We start from the raw sequence: 24,014 nt of genomic DNA, 5'->3' as shown, positions 1-24,014 counted from the left end.
AACAGATGCCAAGCCGTATATTCCTTACTTCTTGCCGAACAGGCCGCCGGCAAGACCGGCCAGGCCGCCCCCGGCACCGCCTTTGCCACCCAATATCCCGCCGAGCCTGCCCATCAGGTCGCCACCGCCCGCGCCGCCCAGCATACCGGCGACCTGGCCCAGCGCCGCCTCGCCGCCGATATGCGCGACGATCTGATCGAGGATCGACTTCGGCAGACCGGTTTCGGCCGCCGCGGTATCGACCGTGCTGCCGGGCGCCGGATGTGCCTTGCCCAGCGCCAGCAGCGCGCCCTCGACCTGCTCGGGCGTCAGGCCGACCTTGGCGGCCAGGTTCCTGATGTCGAGGTTCGAATTTATCTGGCCGAGGATCCCGTCAAGCATCGACATCAGTTAACCTTTCGGATGGGGCGCAATGAGCGGCCAGCCATAGCCATAGCGTCACCGACGGCGAAGCGGCATCCCGACGGCCGGGCTGCGCGTGGATCAAGCGTGAGCGGCGGTCCGGGGCGCGGCTTGGCGCACGCCTTCGTCGACATGCTCGGCGAATTGCGCGAAATTGTCGACGAACAGGTCGACCAGCTTGGCGGCGGTCTCGTCATAAGCGGCGCTGTCCGCCCAGCTTTCGCGAGGGTCGAGGATCGACGGCTCCACGCCCGGCACCGCCACCGGCACCTGGAACCCGAAATTGGGATCGGTGCGGAATTCGACCTGATTCAGGCTACCGTCGAGCGCCGCGTTGAGCAGCGCGCGGGTCGCCTTGATCGGCATGCGCTTGATACCAGGCATGGTCGCCATGCCGCCGGACCAGCCGGTGTTGACCAGCCAGCAATCGACCCCGCCTTTGGCAATCCGCTCCTTGAGCAGATTGCCGTAGACCGACGGGTGGCGCGGCATGAACGGCGCGCCGAAGCAGGTCGAGAAGGTCGCTTCCGGCTCGGTCACGCCGATCTCGGTCCCGGCGACCTTCGCGGTATAGCCAGACAGGAAATGGTACATCGCCTGCTCGGGCGTCAGCTTGGCGATCGGCGGCAGCACGCCGAAAGCGTCGGCGGTCAGCATCACCAGGTTCCGGGGGACCGGGCCCATGTTGGCGGCCGAGGCATTGGGGATGAAGTCGATCGGATAGGCGCCGCGGCTGTTCTCGGCCAGGCTGGCATCGTCAAAGTCGAGCCGGCGCGTGTCCGGGTCCATCACGACGTTTTCCAGGACCGTGCCGAACCGCTTGGTGGTGGCAAAGATCTCCGGTTCGGCCTCGGCCGACAGACGGATCATCTTGGCATAGCAACCGCCCTCGAAATTGAACACGGCGTCGTCAGACCAGCCATGCTCGTCATCGCCGATCAGCGTGCGGCTGGCGTCCGCCGACAGAGTCGTCTTGCCGGTACCCGACAGGCCAAAGAAGACCGCCGATCCGCCCTCCCGCCCGATATTGGCCGAGCAATGCATCGGCATCACGCCATCCGCCGGCAGCAGGTAATTGAGCAGGCCGAACACCGACTTCTTCATTTCGCCGGCATATTGGGTGCCGCCGATCAGGATCAGCTTCTCGGTAAAATTGACCGCGATCACCGTTTCCGTGCGGCAACCGTGGCGCGCAGGGTCGGCGCGGAAGCTGGGAAGGTCGATGATCGTATAATCGGCCCCGAAACCGGCGAGCTCGGCGGGCAGCGGACGCACCAGCAGCGTGCGGATGAACAGGCTGTGCCAGGCGAACTCGGTAATCACACGGACATTGACGCGGTGCGACGGCTGCGATCCGCCGTACAGGTCCTGAACGAACAATGTTTGCTGCTTGCCGAGGGCGGCGAGAAAGTCTTCCTTCAAGGCGGCGAAATGCTCGGGCGCCATGCCCTTGTTGCTCTTGCCCCACCAGATCGTCGATTCAGTCTCGGCATCGCGGACGATGAATTTGTCCTGCACCGAACGGCCGGTATAGCGACCCGTGTTCACCACCAATGGACCGTCCGCGGCCAGCATGCCCTCGCCGCGCGTGATGGCATGCTCGACCAGCGCCGGGGTCTCGAGGTTCCAGTAGAGTTTGGCGGCTGTCGAAATGCCCTGCGCCTCTAGACCCTTTGCCGGAACCCTATCGACCACGTTACTCTCCCAGGTGAACAACACGTAAATGCCGCATTACCGACAGTATTATCGGCCCAGCGCATATCGTCCATGCACCGGGCGGTCAAATACGAGTGTTGTTGAGGGTGTCCCGGGAATGTCCTAGTGCGTTACACCATCTTTTCGGGGCCCCTCGCCGATGACGGCTACCATCGCGCTCGTCGATGACGATCGTAATATCCTGACCTCGGTGTCGATCGCGTTGCAGGCCGAGGGGTTCCTGACGCGGATTTACTCGGACGGCGAGAGCGCGCTGAAGGCGTTGATCGACAATCCCCCCGATCTGGCGATCTTCGACGTCAAGATGCCGCGGATGGACGGCCTGGAACTGCTGCGCCGCCTGCGCGAGAAGAGCGTCGTCCCGGTAATCTTCCTGACCAGCAAGGACGACGAGCTGGACGAGGCGCTGGGTCTCGCCATGGGTGCGGACGATTACATCGCCAAGCCGTTCAGCCAGCGCCTGTTGATCGCGCGGATCCGCGCGATCCTGCGCCGCGCCGAATTGAGCCATGTGTCGAATAGCGACGATGGCGCGCCTGCGGCATCGGCAATCGAGCGGGGCCGGCTGACGATGGACCCCGCGCGCCATCGCGTGGCGTGGAACGGAACCAACGTCACGCTGACCGTCACCGAGTTCCTGATCCTCGAGACGCTGGCACAACGTCCCGGCGTGGTGAAGACGCGCAACCAGCTGATGGATGCCGCCTATCATGACGACATCTATGTCGATGACCGGACGATCGACAGCCATATCAAGCGCGTCCGCCGCAAGTTCCGCGAGGTCGATCCGGACTTCGACGCTATCGAAACGCTTTATGGTGCCGGTTACCGATTCTCCGAAGAGTGACGATCGCGAGCTGACGCTGCGCTGGTCTGGGCGGGTCTCGCTGACGGCCCGCATCCTGGCGCTCAACATCTTTGCTTTGGCGTTGCTGGCCGGCGGATTCTTCTACCTCGATTCGTACCGCAGCCGCATCCTCGACAATCGCAGCGCCCAGGCCGGCCGCGAGGCGCGACTGATCGCCGTGGCGATGAGCGCGGTGCCGACCGACCGGCGCGACGCGCTCGCCCTCCGGCTGGCGCGGGATACCGGCACCTGGTTGCGGCTGTTCGATGCCGGCGGCGCGCTGGGTTCGGACACCCGCCGGATGGGCCTGCGCAATTTCGTGCTCAGCGATCCCGACAAGCAGGGCACGGGACAACGTGCCGCCCGCTTCCTCGATGCGGTAATCGATACCGTCGTGGGCGCGCCGCGCGCGCCCTTGTATCGCGAGCGGGGGGATGGCGGACAATGGCCTGATGTCCGGGCCACGCGGGTCCGGGGCGCGGCGCCCGCCACCATCTGGCGCGCACCCGACCGTACGCCGGTAATCACCGCCGCCGCCGCCTTGGCCGATGGCGACGTGGTGATGACGACGGTCAACGCACGCGACATCACCCAGACCGTCCGGCTGGAGCGGTTCCGGCTGTCGATCGTGCTGCTGATCGTCAGCATCGTGTCGATCCTCCTGTCGCTGTTCCTGGCGCGGACCATCGTGCGGCCGCTCCGCCGCCTGGCGCGCGCCGCAGTCCGCGTCAGGCTGGGGCGCGCGCGCGAAGTGGTGGTGCCGCGCCTGCCGACGCGCCGTGACGAGATCGGCAGCCTGGCGCGCGCCCTGTCGGACATGAGCCAGGCGTTGCGCGCACGAATCGATGCGACCGAGGCGTTCGCCGCCGACGTGACCCACGAGATGAAGAACCCGCTGGCATCGCTGCGTTCGGCGGTGGAGAGCTTGTCCACGGTCAAGGACACCGCCCTGCAGGAGCGCCTGCTCGGCATCGTTCACGACGACGTGCTGCGACTCGACCGGCTGATCACCGACATCTCCGAAGCCTCGCGGCTCGACGCGCAGTTGAGCCGCGCCAAATTCGAGCAGGTCGACGTGCCGGCGATGATCACCGCGCTGATCGACCAGCGGGTCGCGCGTGGCATAACGCGCGGCATTCATATCCGCTTCAACCATGATCCGACAACGCCGGGCCAGGTGATGGGAGAGGCGACCCGCATCGAACGGGTGTTCGAAAACCTGTTCGACAATGCAATCTCCTTTTCGCCGGACGCTGCTCTGATCACCGTCTCGTCCAATGCTGCGGCCGGGATGATGATCGTCCGGTTCGAGGATGAAGGCCCCGGCGTGCCCGGCGAATCCCGCGAGGCGATTTTCCGCAGGTTCCAGTCGCTTCGTCCCCATGACGAGGCGTTCGGCAAGCATTCCGGACTGGGCCTGGCCATTGCGCGGACGATTGTCGAAGGGCATCAGGGGACGATCGCCGTGGAAGCGCGGGAGGACGGACGAAGCGGTGCCGTGTTCGTCGTCCGCCTGCCGCTGGTGCCTGCCGGTAGGAGGATAGTTTGAGCGCCCCGCCCCACCCGACCCGGCTTTCCGATGCTCTTGTCCTCGATCCGGCCGGGCGGGAGAGCGAGGCGATCGAACGGGTGCTGCACGTAACCTGCGTCGCGATCGGTGATCATGGCGTGCTGATCGCAGGCGATTCGGGAGCCGGAAAGTCCGATCTGGCGCTGCGCCTGATCGATCGCGGCGCGGTGCTGGTCAGCGACGATTACACCCGGCTGCGGCCATGCGATTGCCGGCTGATGGCGCGCGCGCCGGTGACGATCGCCGGGCGGATCGAGGTGCGCGGCCTGGGCATCGTCGCCATGCCGCACCGCGAGAGCGTGGAGATCGTCTTGCTCGTCATGCTGACCGATACGCCCGAGCGCCTGCCGCCTGGCGATATGCGGCGCAGCATCGCGGGCGTTCCGGTCCGCATGGTGGCGGTCGACGCGCGGGCCGCGTCCGCGCCGATCACGGTCGAGCTAGCGCTCGCTGGCGCTGTTCAGCCGGGAATAGTCGAGCGATGAACACCGCCCAGGAGATCCTGCTGGTCACCGGGATGTCGGGAGCCGGCAAGTCGACGGTGCTCAGGACGCTGGAGGACCTCGGCTGGGAAACGGTGGACAATTTACCGCTGCGGCTGCTCGACCGGCTGCTCGGCTCGCCCCTGCCGGAGGGCGCCGAAATACGCCCGCGCCCCCTGGCGCTCGGCATCGACGCGCGTACGCGCGACTTCGACCCCGACCAGATCGTCAGGCGGATCAAGGCGCTGCGCGACGATCACGGCTATGATATCGGCACGCTGTTCCTCGATTGCGCGGGCGGCGAACTGGAGCGGCGCTATTCGGAGACGCGACGCCGTCACCCGCTGGCCAATGACCGGCCGGCAAGCGACGGCATCGCCCGCGAGCGCGAGTTGCTGGCGCCGCTCGGGCGCTGGGCCAACCGGCTGATCGACACCACCGATCTGACCGCAAACACGCTGGCCCAGCAGGTGCGTGCGACATTCGGCGGCGATGGGCTGGGCGAGCCGACGCTCGCGGTGACGTCGTTCGGCTTCTCGCGCGGCATTCCGCGCAATGCCGACCTGGTGTTCGACATGCGCTTCCTGCGCAATCCGCATTGGGACGAGGCATTGCGGCCGGGCACCGGTCTCGACCGCGACGTGGCCGCCTATATCGCCGCCGACCCCGCCTTTGCGGAGGCGGTCGGGCGCATCGAGGACCTGCTGCTGCTGCTGCTGCCGCGTTACCGGGCGGAGGGGAAGTCCTATGTCACGGTCTCGTTCGGCTGTACCGGCGGCCGGCATCGCTCGGTCCACGTCGCCGACCACGTCGCGCGACGGTTGCGCGCCGCGGGGTTTTCGCCCACCATCTCGCATCGGGACTTGGGAGCGGCGGCGCAGGACACTCTGGAGGGTGTGCCGGCCGGCGGTTTGGGGTAGTGGTCGCAGCATGATCGGGCTGGTATTGGTGACGCACGGCAGGCTCGCGGCCGAGTTTGTGACGGCGATGGAGCATGTGGTCGGGGCGCAGCCGCAGGTCGCGGCGATCGCGATCGGGGCCGACGACGACATGGAATCGCGCCGCACCGACATTGCCGCCGCGATCGCCGCGGTGGACGCCGGCGGCGGCGTGATCCTGCTTACCGACCTGTTCGGGGGCACACCGTCCAACCTCGCCATCTCACTGCTGGAACGCGGGCGGGTCGAGGTGATCGCCGGTATCAACCTGCCAATGCTCATCCGCCTCGCTTCGGCACGCAAATCGATGAGGGTGGTCGACGCGGTTGCGGCAGCGCGCGAAGCCGGGCGCAAATACATCTCGGTCGCCTCCGAAGTGCTCGGCGAGGCCGCTGCCTGATGCGTGCCGAGCGGCGGGTCCGGATCACCAACCGGCGCGGGCTCCATGCGCGCGCCAGCGCCAAGTTCGTCACCCTCGCCTCGACCCAGCCCGTCGAGATCGCGGTCGAAAAGGACGGGTCGCTCGTCACGGGCACGTCGATCATGGGGCTGATGATGCTGGGCGCAGCGATGGGCGACACGATCGTCATCAGCGCCGAGGGCGAAGGCGCGCAGAGCGCGGTGGCGACCCTGGTCGAGCTGGTCGAGGCCAAGTTCGGCGAGGAATAGAATGCAGTGCCGCGCCAGATAACCGCTTTCGGCAATCCGCTGGTCAAGCGCGCACGGTCGTTGCGCGACAAACGGCATCGCCGGCAGGAGGGGCTGTTCCTGGCCGAAGGGCTGCGTATCCTGACCGAGGCGCGCGACAGCGGGCGGTTGCCGATCGAGCTGTTCTACGCCGCCGACAGCGCGGCGCACCCGCTGGTGTCGGCGTTGATCGAAACGGTCGAGGCAAAAGGCGGCGCGGCGATCGAGACCAGCCACGACATCCTTGCCAAGCTGAGCGGCAAGGACAATCCGCAGGCGGTCGTCGGCATTTTCGCCGAGTTCATCACGCCGCTTGCCGCTCTCGACCGCGCGACGTCGCCCATCTGGCTGGTCGCCGAGCGGCTGCGCGACCCGGGCAACCTCGGCACGATTCTTCGCACCGGCGACGCGGTCGGTGCCGGCGGCCTCATCCTGGTCGACGAATGCGTCGATCCGTTTTCGGTCGAGGCGGTGCGCGCGAGCATGGGCGCGCTGTTCACCGTACCGATCGTTCAGGCGCGGTGGGCGGAGTTCCTGCCATGGCTGCGCTCGGGGCCGGGGCAATTGGTCGGTCTCTCGCTAAACAGCGATGCCGGCTATCGCGGCGCCTCCTACGTTGCCCCGACATTTCTGCTCACCGGCAACGAAGCGCAGGGGCTGCCCGCGACGTTCGAGGAGGAATGCGATCTCCTGGTCAAATTGCCGATGCTGGGGCGCGCCGACAGCCTGAACGCAGCGGTCGCCACCGCGGTGACGGCATATGAGGTGCTGGCAGGACTTTGACTTGGTCAGCCGAACTGAACCAAGGCGGTGCCGGCCCGCTCCCCACCCCGCTCAGATCGTCTTCTTGCGCTGTTGCTCGATGTACAGCAGCTCGTTCCTCGAATTCTTGTCGTCTGGGGCGATCGCCAGGCATCGGCGATAGGCCGCCTCGGCATAGTTCAGCTGGCCCAGCTCGACCAGGTCATAGCCCTGCCCGCGCAACGCCACGCACCGCTCCTTGACCACGTCGTCCGGTGCCAGGTCGGCGGCAATTTCCGAGCGACGATAGGCGTCGAGCGAGAGATCCCATTTCTTCTGTGCCTGGTACACATAGCCAAGCTCGTTGAGGTAGCGTGAATTGCGCGGCGCAAACGTCAGCAGGCGTTCGAACGCCGCCCCCGCTTCGTCCAATTTGCCGAGGTCGACCAGCGCGAAGGCGTTGATATATTGGGCGCGGCACCAGCCGGGCTCGATCGCAACCGCCTCGCGATTGGCCGCCTTCGCCGCGGTCAGATAAGCGGCGGATTGCGCTTCGCTCACGGCGCAGAAGATCTGGCGCTTCTCGCCGGCATAGCTCTTCTCGAAATCGGCGATGACCGAGGTAATCAACTCGACCGCCCGCGCCGGCTGGCGCTCCAGGATCGCCTGATAGGCATCGGTCATTTCCTGCGCATGCGGGCTCCCATCGGGTTTGACCAACGTGTTCATCTGCGCGCCGGCGATGGCGGGCGTCAGCGTCATCACCAATCCAGCCAGCAGCTTCCCACGCATCGCCATGTCCGCCTACTCCAACGAGCCGAGCACGGATTCGCGCCCCGGCATCGTACGATCCGACATCTCCACGGCCGACGCAAGCTTGGTCAGGGGGCGCGGCGCCTGGTCGATCGCCGGGGGTGATTCGACCAGGCGGGCACCGGTGTCGACATTCAGCGCCTCGAACCGCCTGGCCTGGGTGAGGACCTGTGTCTCCAGGCTGCCGATGAAGGAATTATACGCATCGTTGGCCAGGCCGAGGTTGCGGCCCAGCTTGGCGACATGCCCCGCCATCACCGCGATCCGCGCGTACAGGTCCTTTCCGAGATCGGCGATCTGGCGCGCCTCGCCCGCCAGCTTTTCCTGCCGCCACACCGCCGCGACGGTGCGCGCGATCGCGATCAGGTTGGTGGGGGTCGCGAGCAGCACGCGGCGGTCGAACGCAAAGTCCCACAGGTTCGGATCCTGTTCGAGGGCGGCCGCCAGGAAATGCTCGCCGGGCACGAACATGATGACGTAATCGGGGGCGTTTTCGAACTGGCTCCAATAGGCCTTGGCGCCAAGCGTATTGACATGCGCGCGCATCGCCGCGGCGTGCGCGGTCAGGCCGATGATGCGCTCGGCATCGTCGACCGCGCCGAATGCATCCTGATAGGCGTTGAGCGAGACCTTGGCGTCGATCACCAGCGCATTGCCGCCCGGCACGCGGATGATGACATCGGGGCGCAGGCGGCCGCCGTCCCGGTCATTGACGCTGACCTCGGTCTGGAAATCGGCCTGCTCGCTCAGCCCGCAGCTTTCGAGCACGTTCCTGAGCTGCTGCTCGCCCCAGCGGCCGCGCGCCTTGGGGGCATTGCGCAGTGCGTTGACCAGCTTCGATGCCTCGGCGCGGACCGATTCCTGGCCGGTACGCATCGCTTCGATCTGGCCGTGGAGCGTGCCGAACGCGTTGCGCCGCTCGGCCTCGACCCTGGCCACGCCCTCCTCATAGCGTTCGAGCCGCTCATGCACCGGCTGGAGCAGCGCTTTCAGATGCTGGCCGCTGGTCGCCTCCGACTCGCGAAAGCGTTCGTCGGCGCGCTTCAGGAAACGCTCCTGCGCTTCGTCGAGCAGCTTCTGCCCGACCTCGGCAAATTGGCTCGCCAGCGCTTCCTTGGCGGCGACCAACTCGGCCAGCCGCGCCTCGAACCCCGCCTCGCGCTCGGCGGCGGTGGCGCGCTGGGCATCGAGCCCGCGCATCGCGGCGTCGCGTTCGCCGGTTACCTCCGCCAGCAACCGGCGGGTCAGGTCGTGCTGGTCGGCATGGACCCGGGCAGCGGCCAGTTCGGCGACGCCGCCGCGCGACGCGACCAGCCAGCCGATCGCGGCGCCCACGGCCAGGGCCAGCAAGCCGAGCGCGATCGTCTCGATCATTGGCGCGCGATTTCCGGCGTGTGATTCAGCAAAGCTGAGTCGGGGCGGTGCCGGCCCGCTCCCCCACCCGACCGCCCACAACGTATCCTGATTGGGCAGTCGGGTGGGGGAGCGGGCCGGCACCGCTTCCACGAACGTGGATCAGACTCAAAGTTCACGAAAGTCACGGGATCCGAGCGCAAGCGCACCGGGTCACGGACCGCGTCGGCTGGTTCATGAGCAGGACGGAAATGCATCGGCTGGAACATAGATCGAACAGTCGACCTGGAACAGAGGGAAAATGCCGAATCGCGGCGGATGCAAACGATCTGGTAACCTTGCTGCGTTAAGGTGGGAGCATGAAGGCGTTCATTATCCTTGGCCTGATCGTCGCCATGATCGGCGACATCATCGTCTACAAGGGCGAGCATGTTCTGGCTGTGGGCACCGGGCTATCGCGCGGTTTCAGCGGCGCGATCCATGCCGGCGACGGCATCTGGGGCTCGGCCTAGGTCCGACAAGGACCCCGGTCCCCGGCCTCAGGACGCCTTGCGCGCCTTGACCAGCTTCTTCATGATCATGTCCCGCTTCAGGCGGCTGATATGGTCGGTGAACAGCACGCCGTTGAGATGGTCGATCTCGTGCTGGATGCACGTCGCCATCAGCCGGTCGAACGCCTCGTCATGCTCGACCCAGTCGAGGTCGCGCCAGGTCACGCGGCACCGCGCGGGACGTTCGACCTCTGCATAATGTTCGGGGATCGAGAGACATCCTTCATTGTAGGTAGACGTCTCGTCGCTGATCCAGGTCAGCGCGGGATTGAGGAAGATATGGGGATCGCGGACCGGCTCGGGATGTTCCTCGTCCTCGGTGTCACGGTCCTGGAGGTCGATGACGACGATCCGCCGCTCGATCGCGACCTGCGTCGCGGCGAGCCCGATGCCGCGCGCGTCATACATCGTCTCGAACATGTCGGCGACGATGCGGCGGACCTCGTCGTCCACGCCGGCGACCGGCGCGGCGACCGCGCGCAGCCCGGGATCCGGAGCGATCAGGATGTCGAATATGGCCATTGCGAGCGAGCTATTATCGCTGCCCGTCCGCGTCAAGCGATCGGCCGCCGTGCGCGCAGCGCCTGCGCCAAGGTGCCCTCGTCGAGATAGTCGAGTTCGCCGCCGACCGGCAGGCCATGCGCCAATTGGGTCAGCCGTACCGGAAAGCGCTCGATCCGCTCGGCGATGTAATGCGCGGTGGTCTGGCCCTCCAGCGTGGCGTTCATCGCCAGCACGACCTCGTCGATCCCGCCCGCCTCGACCCGCTTCACCAATTGCGTGATGCCGAGATCCTCGGGCCGGACGCCGTCGAGCGCCGACAGCCGCCCGCCGAGCACGTGATAGCGCCCCGGGAACAGCCGCGAGCGTTCCAGCGCCCACAAATCCGCGACCTCCTCGACCACGCACAGCGACCGCGCGTCGCGACGCGGGTCGGCGCAGACCGCGCACGGATCGGTCGTATCGATATTGCCGCAGGTCGAGCAATTCGCCAGCCGCGCCTCGACCGCCTGGAGCGCGACCAGCAAGGGCGCCAGCGCCGCCTCGCGCTTCTTGAGCAGATGGAGCACAGCGCGCCGCGCCGACCGCGGGCCGAGCCCGGGCAGCCGCGCCAGCGCCTGGGCCAGCGCCTCGATTTCCTGGGAAGCCATCCGGCCAGATAGGGGGTTGCGCCGCCTTCTGCCAAGGCGTTGAGAGGGCGACGATGCGGATCATCTTCATGGGGACCCCGGACTTTGCGGTGCCGACGCTCGACGCGCTGGCCACTGCCGGACATGATGTCGCGGCGGTGTACAGCCAGCCGCCGCGCCCCGGCGGGCGGCGTGGACGCGCGCCGGCGCCCTCCCCCGTCCAGCGCCGCGCCGAGGCGCTGGGCATTGCGGTGCGACATCCGGCGTCGTTGAAGGACGAGGCGGCGCAGGCGGCGTTCGCCGCGCTCGATGCCGAGATCGCGGTGGTCGCGGCTTATGGCCTGATCCTGCCGCGCGCGGTGCTCGACGCCCCCCGGCATGGCTGCCTCAACGTGCATGCCTCGCTGCTGCCCCGCTGGCGCGGGGCGGCGCCGGTCCAGCGGGCGATCCTGGCGGGGGATGCGGAGACCGGTGTCGGCATCATGCGGATGGAAGCGGGGCTGGATAACGGGCCGGTGCTGCTGGAGGGGCGGACGGCGATCGGGCGCAAGACCGCCGGCGACCTGACCGAGGAACTGGCGCAGATCGGCGCGCGGCTGATGGTCGCGGTGCTCGGCGACCTCGACGCCTTTCCCAAACGGCCGCAGCTTGAGGGCGTCACCTATGCCGCCAAGATCGACAAGTCCGAAACGCGGATCGATTTCACCAGGACCGCGACGGAAGTCGAGCGACTGGTCCGCGCGATGAGCCCCGTGCCCGGAGCGTGGTTCGAGATGGCCGGCGAACGGGTGAAGGTGCTGACCGCCGACGTCCTGCCATTCGCCTTTCCCGGCAGCGAGGGCGTGACGGTCGACGCCGGGTTGACGATCGCCTGTGGCGACGGCGCCCTCCGGCCGACGCTGGTCCAGCGCGCCGGGCGCAGCGTCACGAGCACGGCGGAGTTGCTGCGCGGCTTTCCGATTCCCGCCGGCACCCGGCTTTGACCCGCTTCGCCTTGACGATCGAATATGACGGACGCCCGTTCATGGGCTGGCAGCGCCAGGCGCACGGGCCGAGCGTGCAGCAGGCGATCGAGGCCGCCGTGCACGCGATCACCGGCGAGAATACCACGGTCCAGGCCGCCGGGCGAACCGATGCGGGCGTCCACGCGCTGGCGATGCGCGCGCATGTCGATATCGCGCGGCCGATCGCATCGTTCCGGCTGACGGCGGCGCTCAACGCGCGGTTGCGGCCGGCGCCGGTCGCGATCATCGCGTGCGACCCGGTGGCGCCCGATTGGCATGCGCGCTTTTCGTGCCTGGGCCGCGCCTATGAATACCGCATCGTCACGCGGCGCGCGCCGCTGACCTGGGAGCGCGGGCTGGCATGGCGCGTGCCCCGGCCGCTCGACGTCGCGGCGATGCAGGGCGCCGCGCAGATGCTGGTCGGACGGCACGATTTCACCACCTTCCGCTCGGCGCATTGCCAGGCGGACAGCCCGCTCAGGACGCTCGACCGGCTCGACGTGTCGGGCGACGGCGGGCGGGTGGCGGTGCGGGCCGAGGCGCGATCGTTCCTCCATCATCAGGTGCGCTCGATGGTCGGGTGCCTGGCGCTGGTCGGCCAGGGCAGATGGTCGCCGAGCGACATGGCGGCGGCGCTGGCGGCGGTCGATCGCGCGGCGCTGGGCCTCAACGCCCCGCCCGACGGGCTGTTCTTCGTGGCGGCGCATTACCCCGCCACCTGACGATCAGCGGCGGCTGAACCGCGCCGCCAGCTCGACATGGGTCGACCAGCGGAACTGGCCGACCGGCTGGACCCAGTCGAGCCGATAACCGCCGTCGCACAGCAGGCGCGCGTCCCGCGCGAAGCTGGCGGGATTGCACGAGACATAGGCGATGACCGGCACGGCGGCGGCGGCCAGCGCCACGACCTGGTCGTGCGCGCCCGCGCGCGGCGGATCGAGCACGACGGCGTCGAACCGCGACAGCTCGGTCGGGGTCAGCGGCCGGCGATAGAGGTCGCGATGGTCGGTGACGAGCATCCGCCCCGCGCGCGCCGCACTGGCCTTGAGCGCCAGGATCGCGTCGCGCGCGGCCTCGGCGGCATAGACCTTGGCGGGAGCGAGCGAGAGCGCGAAGGTGCCCAGGCCGGAAAACAGGTCGGCTATCGTCCCGGCCCCCGTCACGGCCGCGCGCACCGCCGCGACCAACGCCGCCTCGCCCTCGCATGTCGCCTGGAGGAAGGCACCGGGGGGCAGCGGCACCGCGACGCCGCCCAGCGTGATCGTCGCCGGCTCGGGCGCCCACCGTGTCTCGGGGCCGTCGCCGCCGTCCAGCGCCAGCCGGGCAAGGCGATGCGCCTGCGCGAACGCCGTCAGCGCCTCGGCCGCGGCAAGGCCGTCCGCCCGCACCCCGGTGATCAGCAGATCGACGCCCTGGTCGCACAGCGTCAGGTCGAGGTCGACGCGCCGGCGCGGCCCCAGCGTCGGGATCATCGCCCGCAACGGCGCAACCAGCGCGAACAGTTCGGGCGCGAGGATCGGGCAGTCGACGATGTCGACCAGATCATGGCTTCCCGCCATCGCAAAGCCGATCGTCGTGCGGCCGCCCCGGACGTCGGCATGGAGCGTCGCGCGGCGGCGGCTGCGCGGCGGCGACACCAAGGCCGCGCGCACCGGGGCGTCCAGCCGCTGGCCGCCGAGTCCGCCGATCACGCGGTCGGTGACGAACCGCGCATAGCTCGCCTCGTCGAGATGCTGGAGCTGGCACCCGCCGCAGGTCGGGAAATGGCGGCACGGCGGCGCCTGGCGATGCGGCCCCGGCGTCACCGATCCGTCGCGGTTGAGCGTGTCTCCCGGCGCGGCGAGCGCGGCGTGCCGCCCGCCGGCGGTGACACCCTCGCCACGCGCGGCGACGCGAACGATAAGGTCGCTCACAAGGCTGCGCGGACGGCGCCGAGCGCGCGCGCGAGATCGTCGGCGATGAACGCGCCGCCCAGCCGCCGCGCCGCCTCGGCATGAAGCCAGACAGCGGCGGCCGCCGCATCGCTCACGCCCGCCGCCAGCATCGCGCCGATCGCGCCCGCCAGCACGTCGCCGGTGCCAGCGGTGGACAGCCAGCTGCTTGCCCCGCCCGCCACGATCGCGCGGCCGTCGGGGTGGGCGATGACGGTGTCGGGACCCTTGAAGACGATGGTCGCGCCGGCCCGTTTCGCGGCGGCGCCTGCCGCGTCGATCTTGCTGCCCGACCGGGCGCCGAACAACGCGGCGAACTCGCCGCCATGCGGCGTCAGCACGACCGGCCGCTCGCGTCGGGCGAAGCGGGCAAAGGCGGCGTCGTCGAGCAGGTGGAGCGCGTCGCCGTCGATCACCAGCGCATGGTCGCCCGCGATGGCCGCGTCGAGCCGGTCGCGGCCGGCATCGCGGCCCAAACCCGGCCCGATCACCACCGCGCCGATCCGCTCGTCGTCCAGCGCGCCCGCCGACCAGCGGCGTTGGACCAGCGCCAGCGGGCCCTGGGCCGGCGCGGCATCGGCGAGCAGCAGCGCGTATCCCGCGCCCGCGCGCATCGCCGCTTCGGCCGCCAGCATGCTTGCCCCGGCCATCTGCCCGCCCACGACCGCGACCATGCCGCGCGAATATTTCTGGGTGTCGATCGCCGGCGGGCCGAGCGCGGGCCGGCTGATCACCGACCGGTCGCCTGGCGCGGCAATACCGATATCGAGCAGGCGGATCGCACCGCAATGACGCGCACCCGGCTGGAGCAGATGCGCCGGCTTCACCGCGCCGAGCGCCAGCGTCAGGTCGGCTGGCGCGGCCCCGAGATCGGCGCCCGTATCGGTGTCGATCCCGCTGGGCAGGTCGACCGCGATCGTCAGGCGTGCGGCGCCGGCCAGGCGCGCCAGTGCGGTCGCCAGACGCCGGTCGAGCGGGCGCGACAGGCCGGTGCCGAACAGCGCGTCGACCAGGACGGGGGCGGCCGCCGTCTCGTCCAGCGTCTCGACCGCCCCGCCCCATGCCGCGCGCGCGGCGACCGCCGCCTCGCTGGCGGGTGCGCCGCTCGCCGCCACCCGCACCGGCAGGCCGGCGTCGCGCAGCAATCGCGCCGCGACATAGCCGTCGCCGCCATTGTTGCCGGGTCCGCACAGCACCAGCATCTCGCCGCCGCTCGCCAGGCGCCGCACCGCCTCGGCGATACCCGCGCCGGCGCGTTCCATCAGGTCGCCGACGCTCGATCCGGCCGCGATCGCGCGATCCTCGGCCGCGCGCATCGCGGCGGCGGTCAGGATCGGCTGGCCGGCGATGGCGATCACTTGGCCGGCTTGCCCTTCACCGTGGCGGGCAGGCGATAGCGGTCGCCGCCGATCGCGACCTCGATCCGGTCGGCGCCGACGATCGTCACCCGGGCCGGCTCGGCGCCGTCGGCCGACACGACGCCGCGCCCGTCCTTGGTCACCAGCAGGCGATGGAACCCGCCGTTTGGCGCACGCACCGTCAGCACCAGGCCGGCATCCCCCGTCTGGCGCTCGATCGTGCAGTCGCGGGCAAATGCCGGGGCATTGGCGACGGCGCACTCGATACGGCCATTGTCGGCCGCCGCCGCCCCGGCATCGGCCTCCACCCGTTCCAGCGTTGCGCTGTCCGCCGCGGGCTTGCCGCACCCGGCGAGCAACAGGGGAACCGCCAGCGCGCTAGATATCCGCATAGACATGGGTCTCCGCCGCGGCACCGGGATGGGTCACCGCGCCCTGATATGCCGGGCCGACATTCCGCGCATAGCGCCACAGCGCACCCGACTGATAATCGTTGCGCCGCGCACGCCAGCCGGCGCGGCGTTCGGCGAGCACCGCCTCGGCGACGTCCAGCTCGATCGTCCCGGCCTCGGCATCGATGGCGATCGTGTCGCCGTCCTCGACCAGCGCGATCGGGCCGCCCTCGGCCGCTTCGGGTCCGACATGGCCGATGCAGAAGCCGCGTGTCGCGCCCGAAAAGCGCCCGTCGGTGATCAAGGCGACCTTTTCGCCCATGCCCAGCCCATAAAGCGCCGCGGTGGTCGACAGCATCTCGCGCATGCCGGGACCGCCCCTGGGGCCTTCATAGCGAATGACGATGACCTCGCCCTCGGTGATCGATCGCTCCTCGACCGCCTTGAACGCGTCCTCCTCGCAATCGAAACAGCGCGCCGGGCCGCTGAACCGGAGGCGGTGCATGCCCGCGACCTTCACGATCGCCCCGTCCGGCGCCAGGCTGCCGCGCAGGCCGACCACCCCGCCGGTCGGGCTCAGCGGCGCCCTGACGTCATGGATCACCTTCTGGTCGGGGTTCCAGGTGACCTGGTCGATATTCTCGCCCAGCGTCCTGCCCGTCACGGTCAGGCACTCGCCGTCCAGGAAACCGCCGTCGAGCATCGTCTTCATCAGCATGTAGACGCCGCCCGCTTCGTACATGTCCTTCGCGACGTATTTGCCGCCGGGTTTCAGGTCGGCGATGTACGGCGTCGACTTGAACGCCTCGGCCACGTCGAACAGGTCGAACGCGATCCCCGCCTCGTGCGCCATCGCCGGCAGGTGCAAAGCGGCGTTGGTCGAACCGCCCGTCGCCGCCACGACGCGCGCGGCGTTGACGAAGGCGGACCGCGTGCAAAGGTCGCGCGGGCGCAGATTGCGGTCGAGCAGCTCCATTACCTGGTGGCCCGCCGCGACCGCGATCTGCTCGCGGGTCGCATAGGGCGCCGGCACCATGTTGCTGTTGGGCAGCGACAGGCCGATCGCCTCGCCGACGCATGCCATGGTGTTGGCGGTGAACTGCCCGCCGCACGCGCCGTGGCCGGGGCACGCGACCTTCTCCATCGCGTGGAGCTCGCTGATCGGGCAGGTGCCCGCCGCGAACCGCCCCACCACCTCGAAAACATCGACTACGGTCACGTCCCGATCCTGGAACCGGCCGGGCAGGATCGACCCGCCATAGACGAAGATCGACGGGATGTTGAGCCGCAGCATCGCCATCATCATGCCGGGCAGCGACTTGTCGCAGCCGGCAAAGCCGACCAGCGCGTCATAGCAATGGCCGCGCACGCTGAGCTCGACCGAATCGGCGATCACCTCGCGGCTGACCAGCGAGGACTTCATCCCCTGATGCCCCATCGCGATGCCGTCGGTGACGGTGATCGTGTTGAACCGGCGCGGCATGCCGCCGTTCTGGATGACGCCGGCGCGCGCCGCATCGGCCTGGACGTCGAGCAGCGTGTTGCACGGCGCGCTGTCGTTGCCCGCGCTGGCAAGTGCCACGAACGGGCGGGCGATATCCTCCTCGCTCAGCCCCATCGCGTAATAATAGCTGCGGTGCGGCGCGCGCTCCGGCCCCACGGAGACATGGCGGCTGGGCAGCGTGGATTTGTCGAAACGGTTGGTCATGGCGCGATCGCCTATGTCGCGGCAGGTCCGTTCGACGCAAGTCCGTTGCGCGATGTCATGCCAGCATTGTTTCGAGGCACCACCAATCGCGCCGCGCGCCGGCGATGGCGGCATAAGCGGCGGCGCGGGCGGCATCGTCGTCGAACAAGGCGAAGCACGTCGCGCCCGACCCCGACATCCGCGCCAGCACGACACCCGGCCGGCCCCGCAGCAGCGCGAGGATTTCGGCGATTACCGGCGCGATGGCGGTTGCCGGCTGTTCCAGGTCGTTGCGGCCGTCCAGCGCCAGCGCCACCGGGCCGCCCTGCCCCAGGCCGCCGCGATCCACCCGGTCCCACCCGGCAAAGACCGGGCCGGTCGCGACCTTCACGCCGGGATTGACCAGCAGCACCGGCCAATTGCCCAGCCCCGCCACCGGCGCCAGCCGCTCGCCCCTGCCCCCGCCGATCGCCGCCGTCCCCGCCAGGCAGGCCGGCACGTCCGATCCGAGATCGAGCGCGATCCGCGCGAGCACGGGATCCCGCCGGTCGACCCCCCTGATCGTGGCCAACGCACGCAGCATCGCGGCGGCATCGGCCGAACCGCCGCCGATCCCCGACGCGACCGGCAGCCGCTTGTCGAGCGTGACCGCCAGCGGCGGCAACGGCCCGAACGCGCCGGCAAAGGCGTCACGCGCGCGCACCACCAGATTGTCGCGTTCCCCGCCCAGCGAGGAAGCGAACGGGCCGGTGACGGCAAACGAATCGGCGACCGCCGATGCCAGCGTGACGCTGTCGCCATCGCGGCAAAAGGCGAACAGCGTCTCGATCTCGTGATAGCCGTCGGGCCGGCGCGCGCGCACGTGGAGCGCGAGGTTGAGCTTGGCGGGGGCTGGTTCGGTTATCATGTCCCAAGTCTTCGAACCCCGTCGCGGCGGAGCCGCGCCGTCGGTCTGCGCTCACAGCGCCGCCGGCCGGACGCGCCTTGAGGTGCGCCGCAGCATCGCTGCGGCTGATCCGGCACGTCACATATTGGGATAATTTGGCCCTCCCCCGCCCTCCGGCACGACCCACACGATGTTCTGCGTGGGATCCTTGATGTCGCAGGTCTTGCAGTGGACGCAATTCTGCGCGTTGATCACGAATTTCGGGTCGCCGGTTTCCTCGCCGACGATCTCGTACACGCCCGCCGGGCAGTAACGCTGGGCCGGCTCGTCGAACATCGGCAGGTCGTATTCGACGGGCACGTCGGGGTCCTTCAGCGTCAGGTGGACCGGCTGGTCCTCCTCGTGATTGGTGTTCGACAGGAACACCGACGACAGCCGGTCGAAGGTCAGCACGCCGTCGGGCTTGGGATAGTCGATCGGCTTGACCAGGTCCTTGCGCCACAGATTCTCGTGGTCGGGATGGTGCTTCATCGTGAACGGCATGCGGATGCCCCACGATTCGAGCCACATCGTCATGCCCGCCAGCCCCGTGCCCAGCACCTCGCCGAATTTCTCCACCAGCGGCAGCACGTTGCGGACGACGCTCAGCTCCTTCTTCACCCAGCTCGCGTCATAGGCCTCCGGGTAAGCGGTGAGCTCGTCGCCGGCGCGCCCCGCCTGGACCGCGGCGAAGGCGGCCTCGGCGGCCATCATCCCGGACTTCATCGCGGTATGCGTGCCCTTGATCCGCGGCACGTTGAGGAACCCCGCGCAATCGCCGATCAACGCGGCACCCGGCATTGCCAGCTTCGGCACCGACTGATAGCCGCCGTCGCTGATCGCGCGCGCGCCATAGGATACGCGCTTGCCGCCCGCCAAGATCTCGGCGACCGCCGGATGGGTCTTCCACCGCTGCATCTCCTGGAACGGCGAGAGGTACGGGTTGGCGTAATTGAGCCAGGTGACGAAGCCCAGCGCGACCTGGCCGTTGGCCTGGTGATAGAGGAAGCCGCCGCCGTTCGACCCGGTCTCGCTGAGCGGCCAGCCCTGCGAGTGGATCACCCGGCCCGGCGCGTGCTTTCCGGGGGCGACGTCCCACAATTCCTTGACGCCCAGGCCATAGACCTGCGGCTCGCACCGGGCGCGCAGGTCGAACCTGTCGACCAGCTGCTTGGTCAGGTGACCGCGCGCGCCTTCGGAGAAGAAGGTGTATTTCGCATGGAGCTCCAGCCCCGGCTGGTAATCGGGCTTGCGCGTACCGTCGCGCGCCACGCCCATGTCGCCGGTGGCGACGCCCTTTACCGATCCGTCCTCGTTCCACAGGATCTCGGCTGCGGCAAAGCCGGGAAATATCTCAACGCCCAGCGCCTCGGCCCGCCCCCCCAGCCAGCGGCACAGGCTGCCCAGGCTGCCGGTATAGGTGCCCTTGTTGTGGAGGAAGCCGGGGGTGATCAGGTGCGGCATGAAGAACCGCCGCTTCCTGGTCAGGATCCAATGCTGGTTGTCGGTGACGGGCGTCTCGGCCATCGGGCAATCGCGTGTCCGCCAGTCGGGGATCAGCTCGTCCAGGCTGCGCGGATCGACCACCGCGCCCGACAGGATGTGCGCGCCGACCTCGGACCCCTTTTCCAGCACGCACACCGCCAGCTCGGCACCGCTTTCGGTGGCCAGCTGTTTCAGCCGGATCGCCGCCGACAGTCCCGCCGGCCCGGCGCCGACGATCACCACGTCGTACGGCATGGACTCGCGCTCGGACATCTTCGTCTCCATCAAGGGCAGCAACACCGCCAATCGTCGTGCGAGGGCAACGGCTTGGCCCCAATTGCGTGCACGCGAATTGACCCGGCCGTCAACCTTGCACTCTACTATATGCCGATGGGGGCCGACCAGAATCCGGATTTGCGGGCGAGCATCGCCAGCGCTCTCGATTGGTGGCGCGATGCCGGCGTCGACTGCGAAATCGACGATGCCCCGCGCGACTGGCTGGCCCGCCGCGCCGCGCCGATCGTCACGGCCACGTCGGCGGCCGGCACGCTGCCCGATACGCTGGCGGCCTTTGCCGCATGGCGGATCGGCGGCGACGTGCCGGAGGCCGGGTGGCCTGGCGCTCCGATCGCGGCGCAGGGGGACCCGGCCAGCGACCTGATGGTCGTCGTCGACCTGCCCGATCGCGACGACGTCACGGCGGGCCTGTTGATGACCGGGCCGGTCGGCATCCTGTTCGACGCGATGCTCAAGGCGATCGGGCGGGACCGTTCTTCAATCTACCTGGCGTCGATCGCGGTCAAGCGGCCGCCGGCAGGACGGATTGGCGACGATATCGGCGTGATCCTGGCGGCGCTGATGCGTCACCACATTGCCCTGGTGTCGCCGAAGCGCGTCCTGGCGCTGGGGAATGCGGCGAGCCGTGCGCTGGTCGGGGCGGATGCTGCCAATGCCCGCGGATCTTCATGTACGCTTAACCATGAGCGGGGGACAAGCGAGGTCGTGGCGAGCTTTCATCCACGTTTCCTGCGGGAGCGGCCCGCCGCCAAGGCGGATGCGTGGCGCGACCTGCAATTGCTGATCGGGAGTTGCGCGTGAAAATCAAGCATCTGGCCATGGCCGGGTTGATATGGCTGGCGTCTACGCCGGCGCTGGCAGCGGGCGAGCCCCCGGCCGCCACGACCGCAGCGCGCGGCATCCCGACGCAACTCGATGGCGAGCAGCGCGACGGGTATCGCGCGGTGTTCAAGGCGATCCGCGACAAGCGCTGGAGCGACGCGCAATTGCTGCTGACCGCGATGAAGCCCGGGCCGCTGCACTCGATCGCACTGGCCGAGCTGTATACGGCAAAGGGCTCGCCCAGGGTCGAGCTCGATCCGCTGACGGCCGTGCTTTCCGCTGCTCCGGAACTGCCCGAGGCGCCCAAGCTTGCGCGGCTCGCCGCGGCGCGGGGCGCGACCGGCCTGCCTGCGCTGCCGGCCACGCAGCGGCTGGTCTGGGTCGACGGCGCCTCGACGCGCGGCCGCGCCAAGCCGACCAGGCTCGACATGGCCGCCGCCGAGCTCGCGCTGAAGATGCAGCCGCTGATCAAGGACGATCGCGGCGCCGACGCGCAGGCGCTGCTGGAGGCGACCACCAACCTCTCGCCGGAGGCGCTGACCGAATGGCAGCAGCGCGTCGCGTGGATCTATTTCCTCCAGGGCGACGACGCCAATGCCCGGCTGATGGCGGCCAAGGCGCGCGTCGGCGCCGGCGACTGGACCGTCCAGGGCGAGTGGGTCGGCGCGCTCGCCGCCTGGCGCCAGAAGGATTGCGTGGCTGCGGCCAAGGGGTTCGAGGCGGTTGCGGCGCGCGCGAGCGACATCGAATTGCGCGCCGCCGGGCTGTTCTGGGCGGCGCGGGCCGACATGGTGTGCGGCCGCCCCGACCGGATCGAAGGGCGGCTGAAGAACGCGGCCCAGCTTGACGAGACCTTCTACGGCATGCTCGCGCGCCAGCAGCTGGGGATCAAGGACCGGCCCCGCGCCAGCGAGGCGACGATGCTCGCCGACTGGGACCGGCTGAGCTCGCGACCCAATATCCGCGTCGCCGCCGCGTTGGTCGAGATCGGCGAGACCGACCTGGCCGACGACGTACTCCGGCAGCAGGCGAAGATCGGCCCCGTGGGGGAATATCAGTCGCTGGTCAGGCTGACCGAGGCGCTTGACCTGCCCGAGACGCTGATGTGGCTCGGCAACAACTGCCCCAACGGCGCGACGCCGCCGACCATCGCGCGGTTTCCCGCACCCAAATGGGCGCCCGATGGCGGATGGCGGATCGACAAGGCCTTGGTCTATGCCCATGCCCTCCAGGAATCGCGCTTCCGCAAGGACGTGGTCAGTCCGGCCGGCGCCTATGGCCTGATGCAGATCATGCCGGCCGCCGCCACCGATTATGCCCGCGAACGCGGCATCACGGTCGATCGCGGATCGCTCGCGCTCCCCTCGGTCAACATGGCGGTGGGCCAGCGCACGCTCGAGCGGCTGCGCGACCAGTCGTTCACCGGCGGGCTGCTGCCCAAGGTGATCGCCGCCTATAATGCCGGGCCGGTGCCGGTCGCCGAATGGAACGCGATCGTCAAGGATGGCGGCGACCCGCTGCTCTACATCGAATCGATCCCTTATTGGGAGACGCGCGGCTATGTCATGACGGTGATGCGCAATTACTGGATGTATGAGGGCAAGGAAGGCCGCGCCAAATCGTCCAGCCGGTCCGCGCTGGCGCAGGGCATGTGGCCCAAATTTCCGGGATTGGCCGGACCCGGCGCGGTACGGCTGACGCCCCCCTCCCCGGCCTCGCGCGCTCGTACCGACTGACGGTGCCGATCGACGAGACGCGCGCGTTCCTGCCGATCCGGATCGCGGTGCTGACGATATCCGATACGCGCGGCGCTGCCGACGACCGGTCGGGGAACATCCTGGTCGACCGGCTGACGGCCGCGGGTCACCTCCTGGCCGACCGGGCGATCGAGCGCGACGATGTCGCGGGCATCGTCGCGCGGCTGGCGCGCTGGATCGCCGATCCCGCGATCGACTGCATCATCACCACCGGCGGCACCGGCGTGACCGGGCGCGACGTCACGCCCGAGGCGGTCGAGCAGGTCGCCGACAAGATGATCCCGGGCTTTGGCGAACTGTTCCGTTGGCTCAGCTATGCGACGATCGGCAGCTCGACCGTGCAGTCGCGCGCCTGCGCTGCGGTCGCTGCCGGCACCTACATCTTCGCGCTGCCCGGATCGACCGGCGCGGTGAAGGACGGCTGGGACGGCATCCTGAAGGACCAGCTCGACAGCCGCCACACGCCGTGCAACTTCGTCGAGCTGATGCCTCGGCTGACCGAGCGTTAGGGTCCGCAGGCGTCGCGGCCGTTCACTTCTTGGCGGGTGTCGCGGCTTTCCGTGCCGTCGATTGCTTGTCGTAGAACCCGCCGAAATCGCCCAGCCCGCTTTCGAACCACGATTTCACGTCGCGAAGATTGGCCTGGGTGATCCCGCCGACGGTCGATACCTCGAATTCCAGGTTGAGCGCCCCATCGTCACCGAGATACGCCTTGGGCACGCGGAAGTCGCGGTTCCACTTGTTGACGAATGCCAGGTCGATCGCCGGATCGGGCGTGAAGTCCGACACAAAGGTGATCGCGGCGCATTGCGTGTTATTCTCGCAGTCGCGGAAATAGATCGAATATTTGTAGGCCGCGGACAAATCGATCTTGGGCAGGCCCTTGCTGTCCTTGCTCACGACCGCCTTGGGATCGATCGACTTGATGAAGTCGGTGACGGTCGCCGGCACGGTCGCGCACACCAGGCCCGACGGACAGGGCAGCGTGTCCTTTGCGTCGGCCGGCCCGGCAAAGGCAGCAAGCGCGACGCCCGCCACGGCAACATTAGGCCAAATACGCATCTCTTCCCCCCATGGTTACTGTCGGTCGAATCGCTTCGCCGCCGACATGATCGTCGGAATCAGG

26 protein-coding genes are annotated in these 24,014 nt (G+C 68.9%); 13 read left to right on the top strand and 13 right to left on the bottom strand.

Going from position 1 to position 24,014, the window contains the following annotated elements:
• Window positions 1–24 precede the first annotated feature (24 nt).
• On the bottom strand, window positions 25–387 hold the full coding sequence (locus ACFE7K_RS01205; protein ID WP_375396328.1) for a hypothetical protein: 363 nt from the start codon (window positions 385–387) through the stop codon (window positions 25–27).
• A 96-nt stretch (window positions 388–483) separates the two neighbouring features.
• Complete coding sequence (locus ACFE7K_RS01200; protein ID WP_375396327.1) at window positions 484–2,097, bottom strand: phosphoenolpyruvate carboxykinase; 1,614 nt, start codon at window positions 2,095–2,097, stop codon at window positions 484–486.
• Window positions 2,098–2,257: 160 nt separating this feature from the next.
• On the opposite strand from ACFE7K_RS01200, the gene ACFE7K_RS01195 reads away from it, so the two are divergent.
• The 7 genes from ACFE7K_RS01195 to ACFE7K_RS01165 all read left to right on the top strand — a co-directional run bounded on the left by ACFE7K_RS01195 (window position 2,258) and on the right by ACFE7K_RS01165 (window position 7,425).
• Window positions 2,258–2,965, top strand: a complete 708-nt coding sequence (locus ACFE7K_RS01195; RefSeq protein WP_375396326.1) for a response regulator — start codon at window positions 2,258–2,260, stop codon at window positions 2,963–2,965.
• Window positions 2,934–4,514: an ATP-binding protein gene (locus ACFE7K_RS01190; RefSeq protein WP_375396325.1), complete on the top strand. Its 1,581-nt coding sequence runs from the start codon at window positions 2,934–2,936 to the stop codon at window positions 4,512–4,514. The genes ACFE7K_RS01195 and ACFE7K_RS01190 overlap by 32 nt, the downstream gene beginning before the upstream one ends.
• A 71-nt stretch (window positions 4,515–4,585) precedes the next feature.
• Window positions 4,586–5,020, top strand: coding sequence for an HPr kinase/phosphorylase (locus ACFE7K_RS01185; protein ID WP_375396415.1), 435 nt, complete (start codon window positions 4,586–4,588; stop codon window positions 5,018–5,020).
• The gene (gene rapZ, locus ACFE7K_RS01180; RefSeq protein ID WP_375396324.1) at window positions 5,017–5,937 is read left to right on the top strand and encodes an RNase adapter RapZ; all 921 of its coding nucleotides are present in this window, start codon (window positions 5,017–5,019) and stop codon (window positions 5,935–5,937) included. Before ACFE7K_RS01185 ends, rapZ begins: the two co-directional genes overlap by 4 nt.
• A gap of 10 nt (window positions 5,938–5,947) precedes the next feature.
• The gene (locus tag ACFE7K_RS01175) at window positions 5,948–6,355 is read left to right on the top strand and encodes a PTS sugar transporter subunit IIA (protein ID WP_375396323.1); all 408 of its coding nucleotides are present in this window, start codon (window positions 5,948–5,950) and stop codon (window positions 6,353–6,355) included.
• Complete coding sequence (locus ACFE7K_RS01170; protein ID WP_375396322.1) at window positions 6,355–6,624, top strand: HPr family phosphocarrier protein; 270 nt, start codon at window positions 6,355–6,357, stop codon at window positions 6,622–6,624. The genes ACFE7K_RS01175 and ACFE7K_RS01170 overlap by 1 nt, the downstream gene beginning before the upstream one ends.
• Before the next feature lie 6 nt (window positions 6,625–6,630).
• Window positions 6,631–7,425, top strand: a complete 795-nt coding sequence (locus tag ACFE7K_RS01165; RefSeq protein WP_375396321.1) for a TrmH family RNA methyltransferase — start codon at window positions 6,631–6,633, stop codon at window positions 7,423–7,425.
• A gap of 51 nt (window positions 7,426–7,476) precedes the next feature.
• Here ACFE7K_RS01165 and ACFE7K_RS01160 read toward each other — a convergent pair whose 3' ends face one another.
• Together ACFE7K_RS01160 and ACFE7K_RS01155 are read right to left on the bottom strand one after the other, a co-directional pair.
• Window positions 7,477–8,181 (bottom strand): hypothetical protein, encoded by a 705-nt coding sequence (locus tag ACFE7K_RS01160; RefSeq protein ID WP_375396320.1) that lies wholly within the window; start codon window positions 8,179–8,181, stop codon window positions 7,477–7,479.
• A 6-nt stretch (window positions 8,182–8,187) separates the two neighbouring features.
• Window positions 8,188–9,570: a DNA recombination protein RmuC gene (locus tag ACFE7K_RS01155; RefSeq protein WP_375396319.1), complete on the bottom strand. Its 1,383-nt coding sequence runs from the start codon at window positions 9,568–9,570 to the stop codon at window positions 8,188–8,190.
• Window positions 9,571–9,908: 338 nt separating this feature from the next.
• Here ACFE7K_RS01155 and ACFE7K_RS01150 point away from each other — a divergent pair, with 338 nt between their 5' ends.
• Window positions 9,909–10,061, top strand: a complete 153-nt coding sequence (locus ACFE7K_RS01150) for a hypothetical protein (RefSeq protein ID WP_375396318.1) — start codon at window positions 9,909–9,911, stop codon at window positions 10,059–10,061.
• A gap of 27 nt (window positions 10,062–10,088) precedes the next feature.
• Here ACFE7K_RS01150 and def read toward each other — a convergent pair whose 3' ends face one another.
• Window positions 10,089–10,622, bottom strand: coding sequence for a peptide deformylase (def, locus tag ACFE7K_RS01145; RefSeq protein ID WP_375396317.1), 534 nt, complete (start codon window positions 10,620–10,622; stop codon window positions 10,089–10,091).
• A gap of 32 nt (window positions 10,623–10,654) precedes the next feature.
• Window positions 10,655–11,251: a recombination mediator RecR gene (gene recR, locus ACFE7K_RS01140; RefSeq protein WP_375396316.1), complete on the bottom strand. Its 597-nt coding sequence runs from the start codon at window positions 11,249–11,251 to the stop codon at window positions 10,655–10,657.
• Window positions 11,252–11,304: 53 nt separating this feature from the next.
• Between recR and fmt the strand changes: the two genes are divergently transcribed.
• Entirely contained in the window at window positions 11,305–12,213 is a 909-nt protein-coding gene (gene fmt, locus ACFE7K_RS01135) for a methionyl-tRNA formyltransferase (RefSeq protein WP_375396315.1), read from the top strand.
• Entirely contained in the window at window positions 12,210–12,956 is a 747-nt protein-coding gene (gene truA / locus ACFE7K_RS01130; protein WP_375396314.1) for a tRNA pseudouridine(38-40) synthase TruA, read from the top strand. The genes fmt and truA overlap by 4 nt, the downstream gene beginning before the upstream one ends.
• A gap of 3 nt (window positions 12,957–12,959) precedes the next feature.
• Here truA and ACFE7K_RS01125 read toward each other — a convergent pair whose 3' ends face one another.
• The 6 genes from ACFE7K_RS01125 to ACFE7K_RS01100 form a co-directional block, all read right to left on the bottom strand.
• Complete coding sequence (locus tag ACFE7K_RS01125; RefSeq protein ID WP_375396313.1) at window positions 12,960–14,147, bottom strand: class I SAM-dependent RNA methyltransferase; 1,188 nt, start codon at window positions 14,145–14,147, stop codon at window positions 12,960–12,962.
• Window positions 14,144–15,523: an NAD(P)H-hydrate dehydratase gene (locus ACFE7K_RS01120; RefSeq protein ID WP_375396312.1), complete on the bottom strand. Its 1,380-nt coding sequence runs from the start codon at window positions 15,521–15,523 to the stop codon at window positions 14,144–14,146. The genes ACFE7K_RS01125 and ACFE7K_RS01120 overlap by 4 nt, the downstream gene beginning before the upstream one ends.
• Window positions 15,520–15,915, bottom strand: coding sequence for a hypothetical protein (locus ACFE7K_RS01115; RefSeq protein ID WP_375396311.1), 396 nt, complete (start codon window positions 15,913–15,915; stop codon window positions 15,520–15,522). The genes ACFE7K_RS01120 and ACFE7K_RS01115 overlap by 4 nt, the downstream gene beginning before the upstream one ends.
• Window positions 15,902–17,623 (bottom strand): dihydroxy-acid dehydratase, encoded by a 1,722-nt coding sequence (ilvD, locus tag ACFE7K_RS01110; protein WP_375396310.1) that lies wholly within the window; start codon window positions 17,621–17,623, stop codon window positions 15,902–15,904. The genes ACFE7K_RS01115 and ilvD overlap by 14 nt, the downstream gene beginning before the upstream one ends.
• A gap of 55 nt (window positions 17,624–17,678) precedes the next feature.
• On the bottom strand, window positions 17,679–18,509 hold the full coding sequence (locus ACFE7K_RS01105; protein ID WP_375396309.1) for a 4-(cytidine 5'-diphospho)-2-C-methyl-D-erythritol kinase: 831 nt from the start codon (window positions 18,507–18,509) through the stop codon (window positions 17,679–17,681).
• Window positions 18,510–18,626: 117 nt separating this feature from the next.
• A complete protein-coding gene (locus ACFE7K_RS01100) occupies window positions 18,627–20,285 on the bottom strand; it encodes an electron transfer flavoprotein-ubiquinone oxidoreductase (protein WP_375396308.1) in 1,659 nt (552 codons plus the stop codon).
• A gap of 117 nt (window positions 20,286–20,402) precedes the next feature.
• Between ACFE7K_RS01100 and ACFE7K_RS01095 the strand changes: the two genes are divergently transcribed.
• Genes ACFE7K_RS01095 through moaB form a run of 3 tightly spaced genes read left to right on the top strand, consistent with a single transcriptional unit; the run spans window position 20,403 to window position 23,397 of the window.
• Window positions 20,403–21,110, top strand: a complete 708-nt coding sequence (locus tag ACFE7K_RS01095; protein ID WP_375396307.1) for a uracil-DNA glycosylase family protein — start codon at window positions 20,403–20,405, stop codon at window positions 21,108–21,110.
• 17 nt (window positions 21,111–21,127) lie between these two features.
• The gene (locus tag ACFE7K_RS01090; RefSeq protein ID WP_375396414.1) at window positions 21,128–22,867 is read left to right on the top strand and encodes a lytic transglycosylase domain-containing protein; all 1,740 of its coding nucleotides are present in this window, start codon (window positions 21,128–21,130) and stop codon (window positions 22,865–22,867) included.
• A gap of 2 nt (window positions 22,868–22,869) precedes the next feature.
• Window positions 22,870–23,397: a molybdenum cofactor biosynthesis protein B gene (moaB, locus tag ACFE7K_RS01085; protein ID WP_375396306.1), complete on the top strand. Its 528-nt coding sequence runs from the start codon at window positions 22,870–22,872 to the stop codon at window positions 23,395–23,397.
• A gap of 22 nt (window positions 23,398–23,419) precedes the next feature.
• Here the strand turns inward: moaB and ACFE7K_RS01080 are convergent, their stop codons facing one another.
• On the bottom strand, window positions 23,420–23,950 hold the full coding sequence (locus tag ACFE7K_RS01080; protein ID WP_375396305.1) for a YbjN domain-containing protein: 531 nt from the start codon (window positions 23,948–23,950) through the stop codon (window positions 23,420–23,422).
• Between the last annotated feature and the right edge of the window lie 64 nt (window positions 23,951–24,014).

It is taken from the genome of uncultured Sphingomonas sp. (assembly GCF_964244265.1).
GTDB lineage: Bacteria > Pseudomonadota > Alphaproteobacteria > Sphingomonadales > Sphingomonadaceae > Sphingomonas.
The sequence above is the reverse complement of the archived record's forward strand: the minus strand, read 5'-3'. Positions and strand labels throughout refer to the sequence as shown.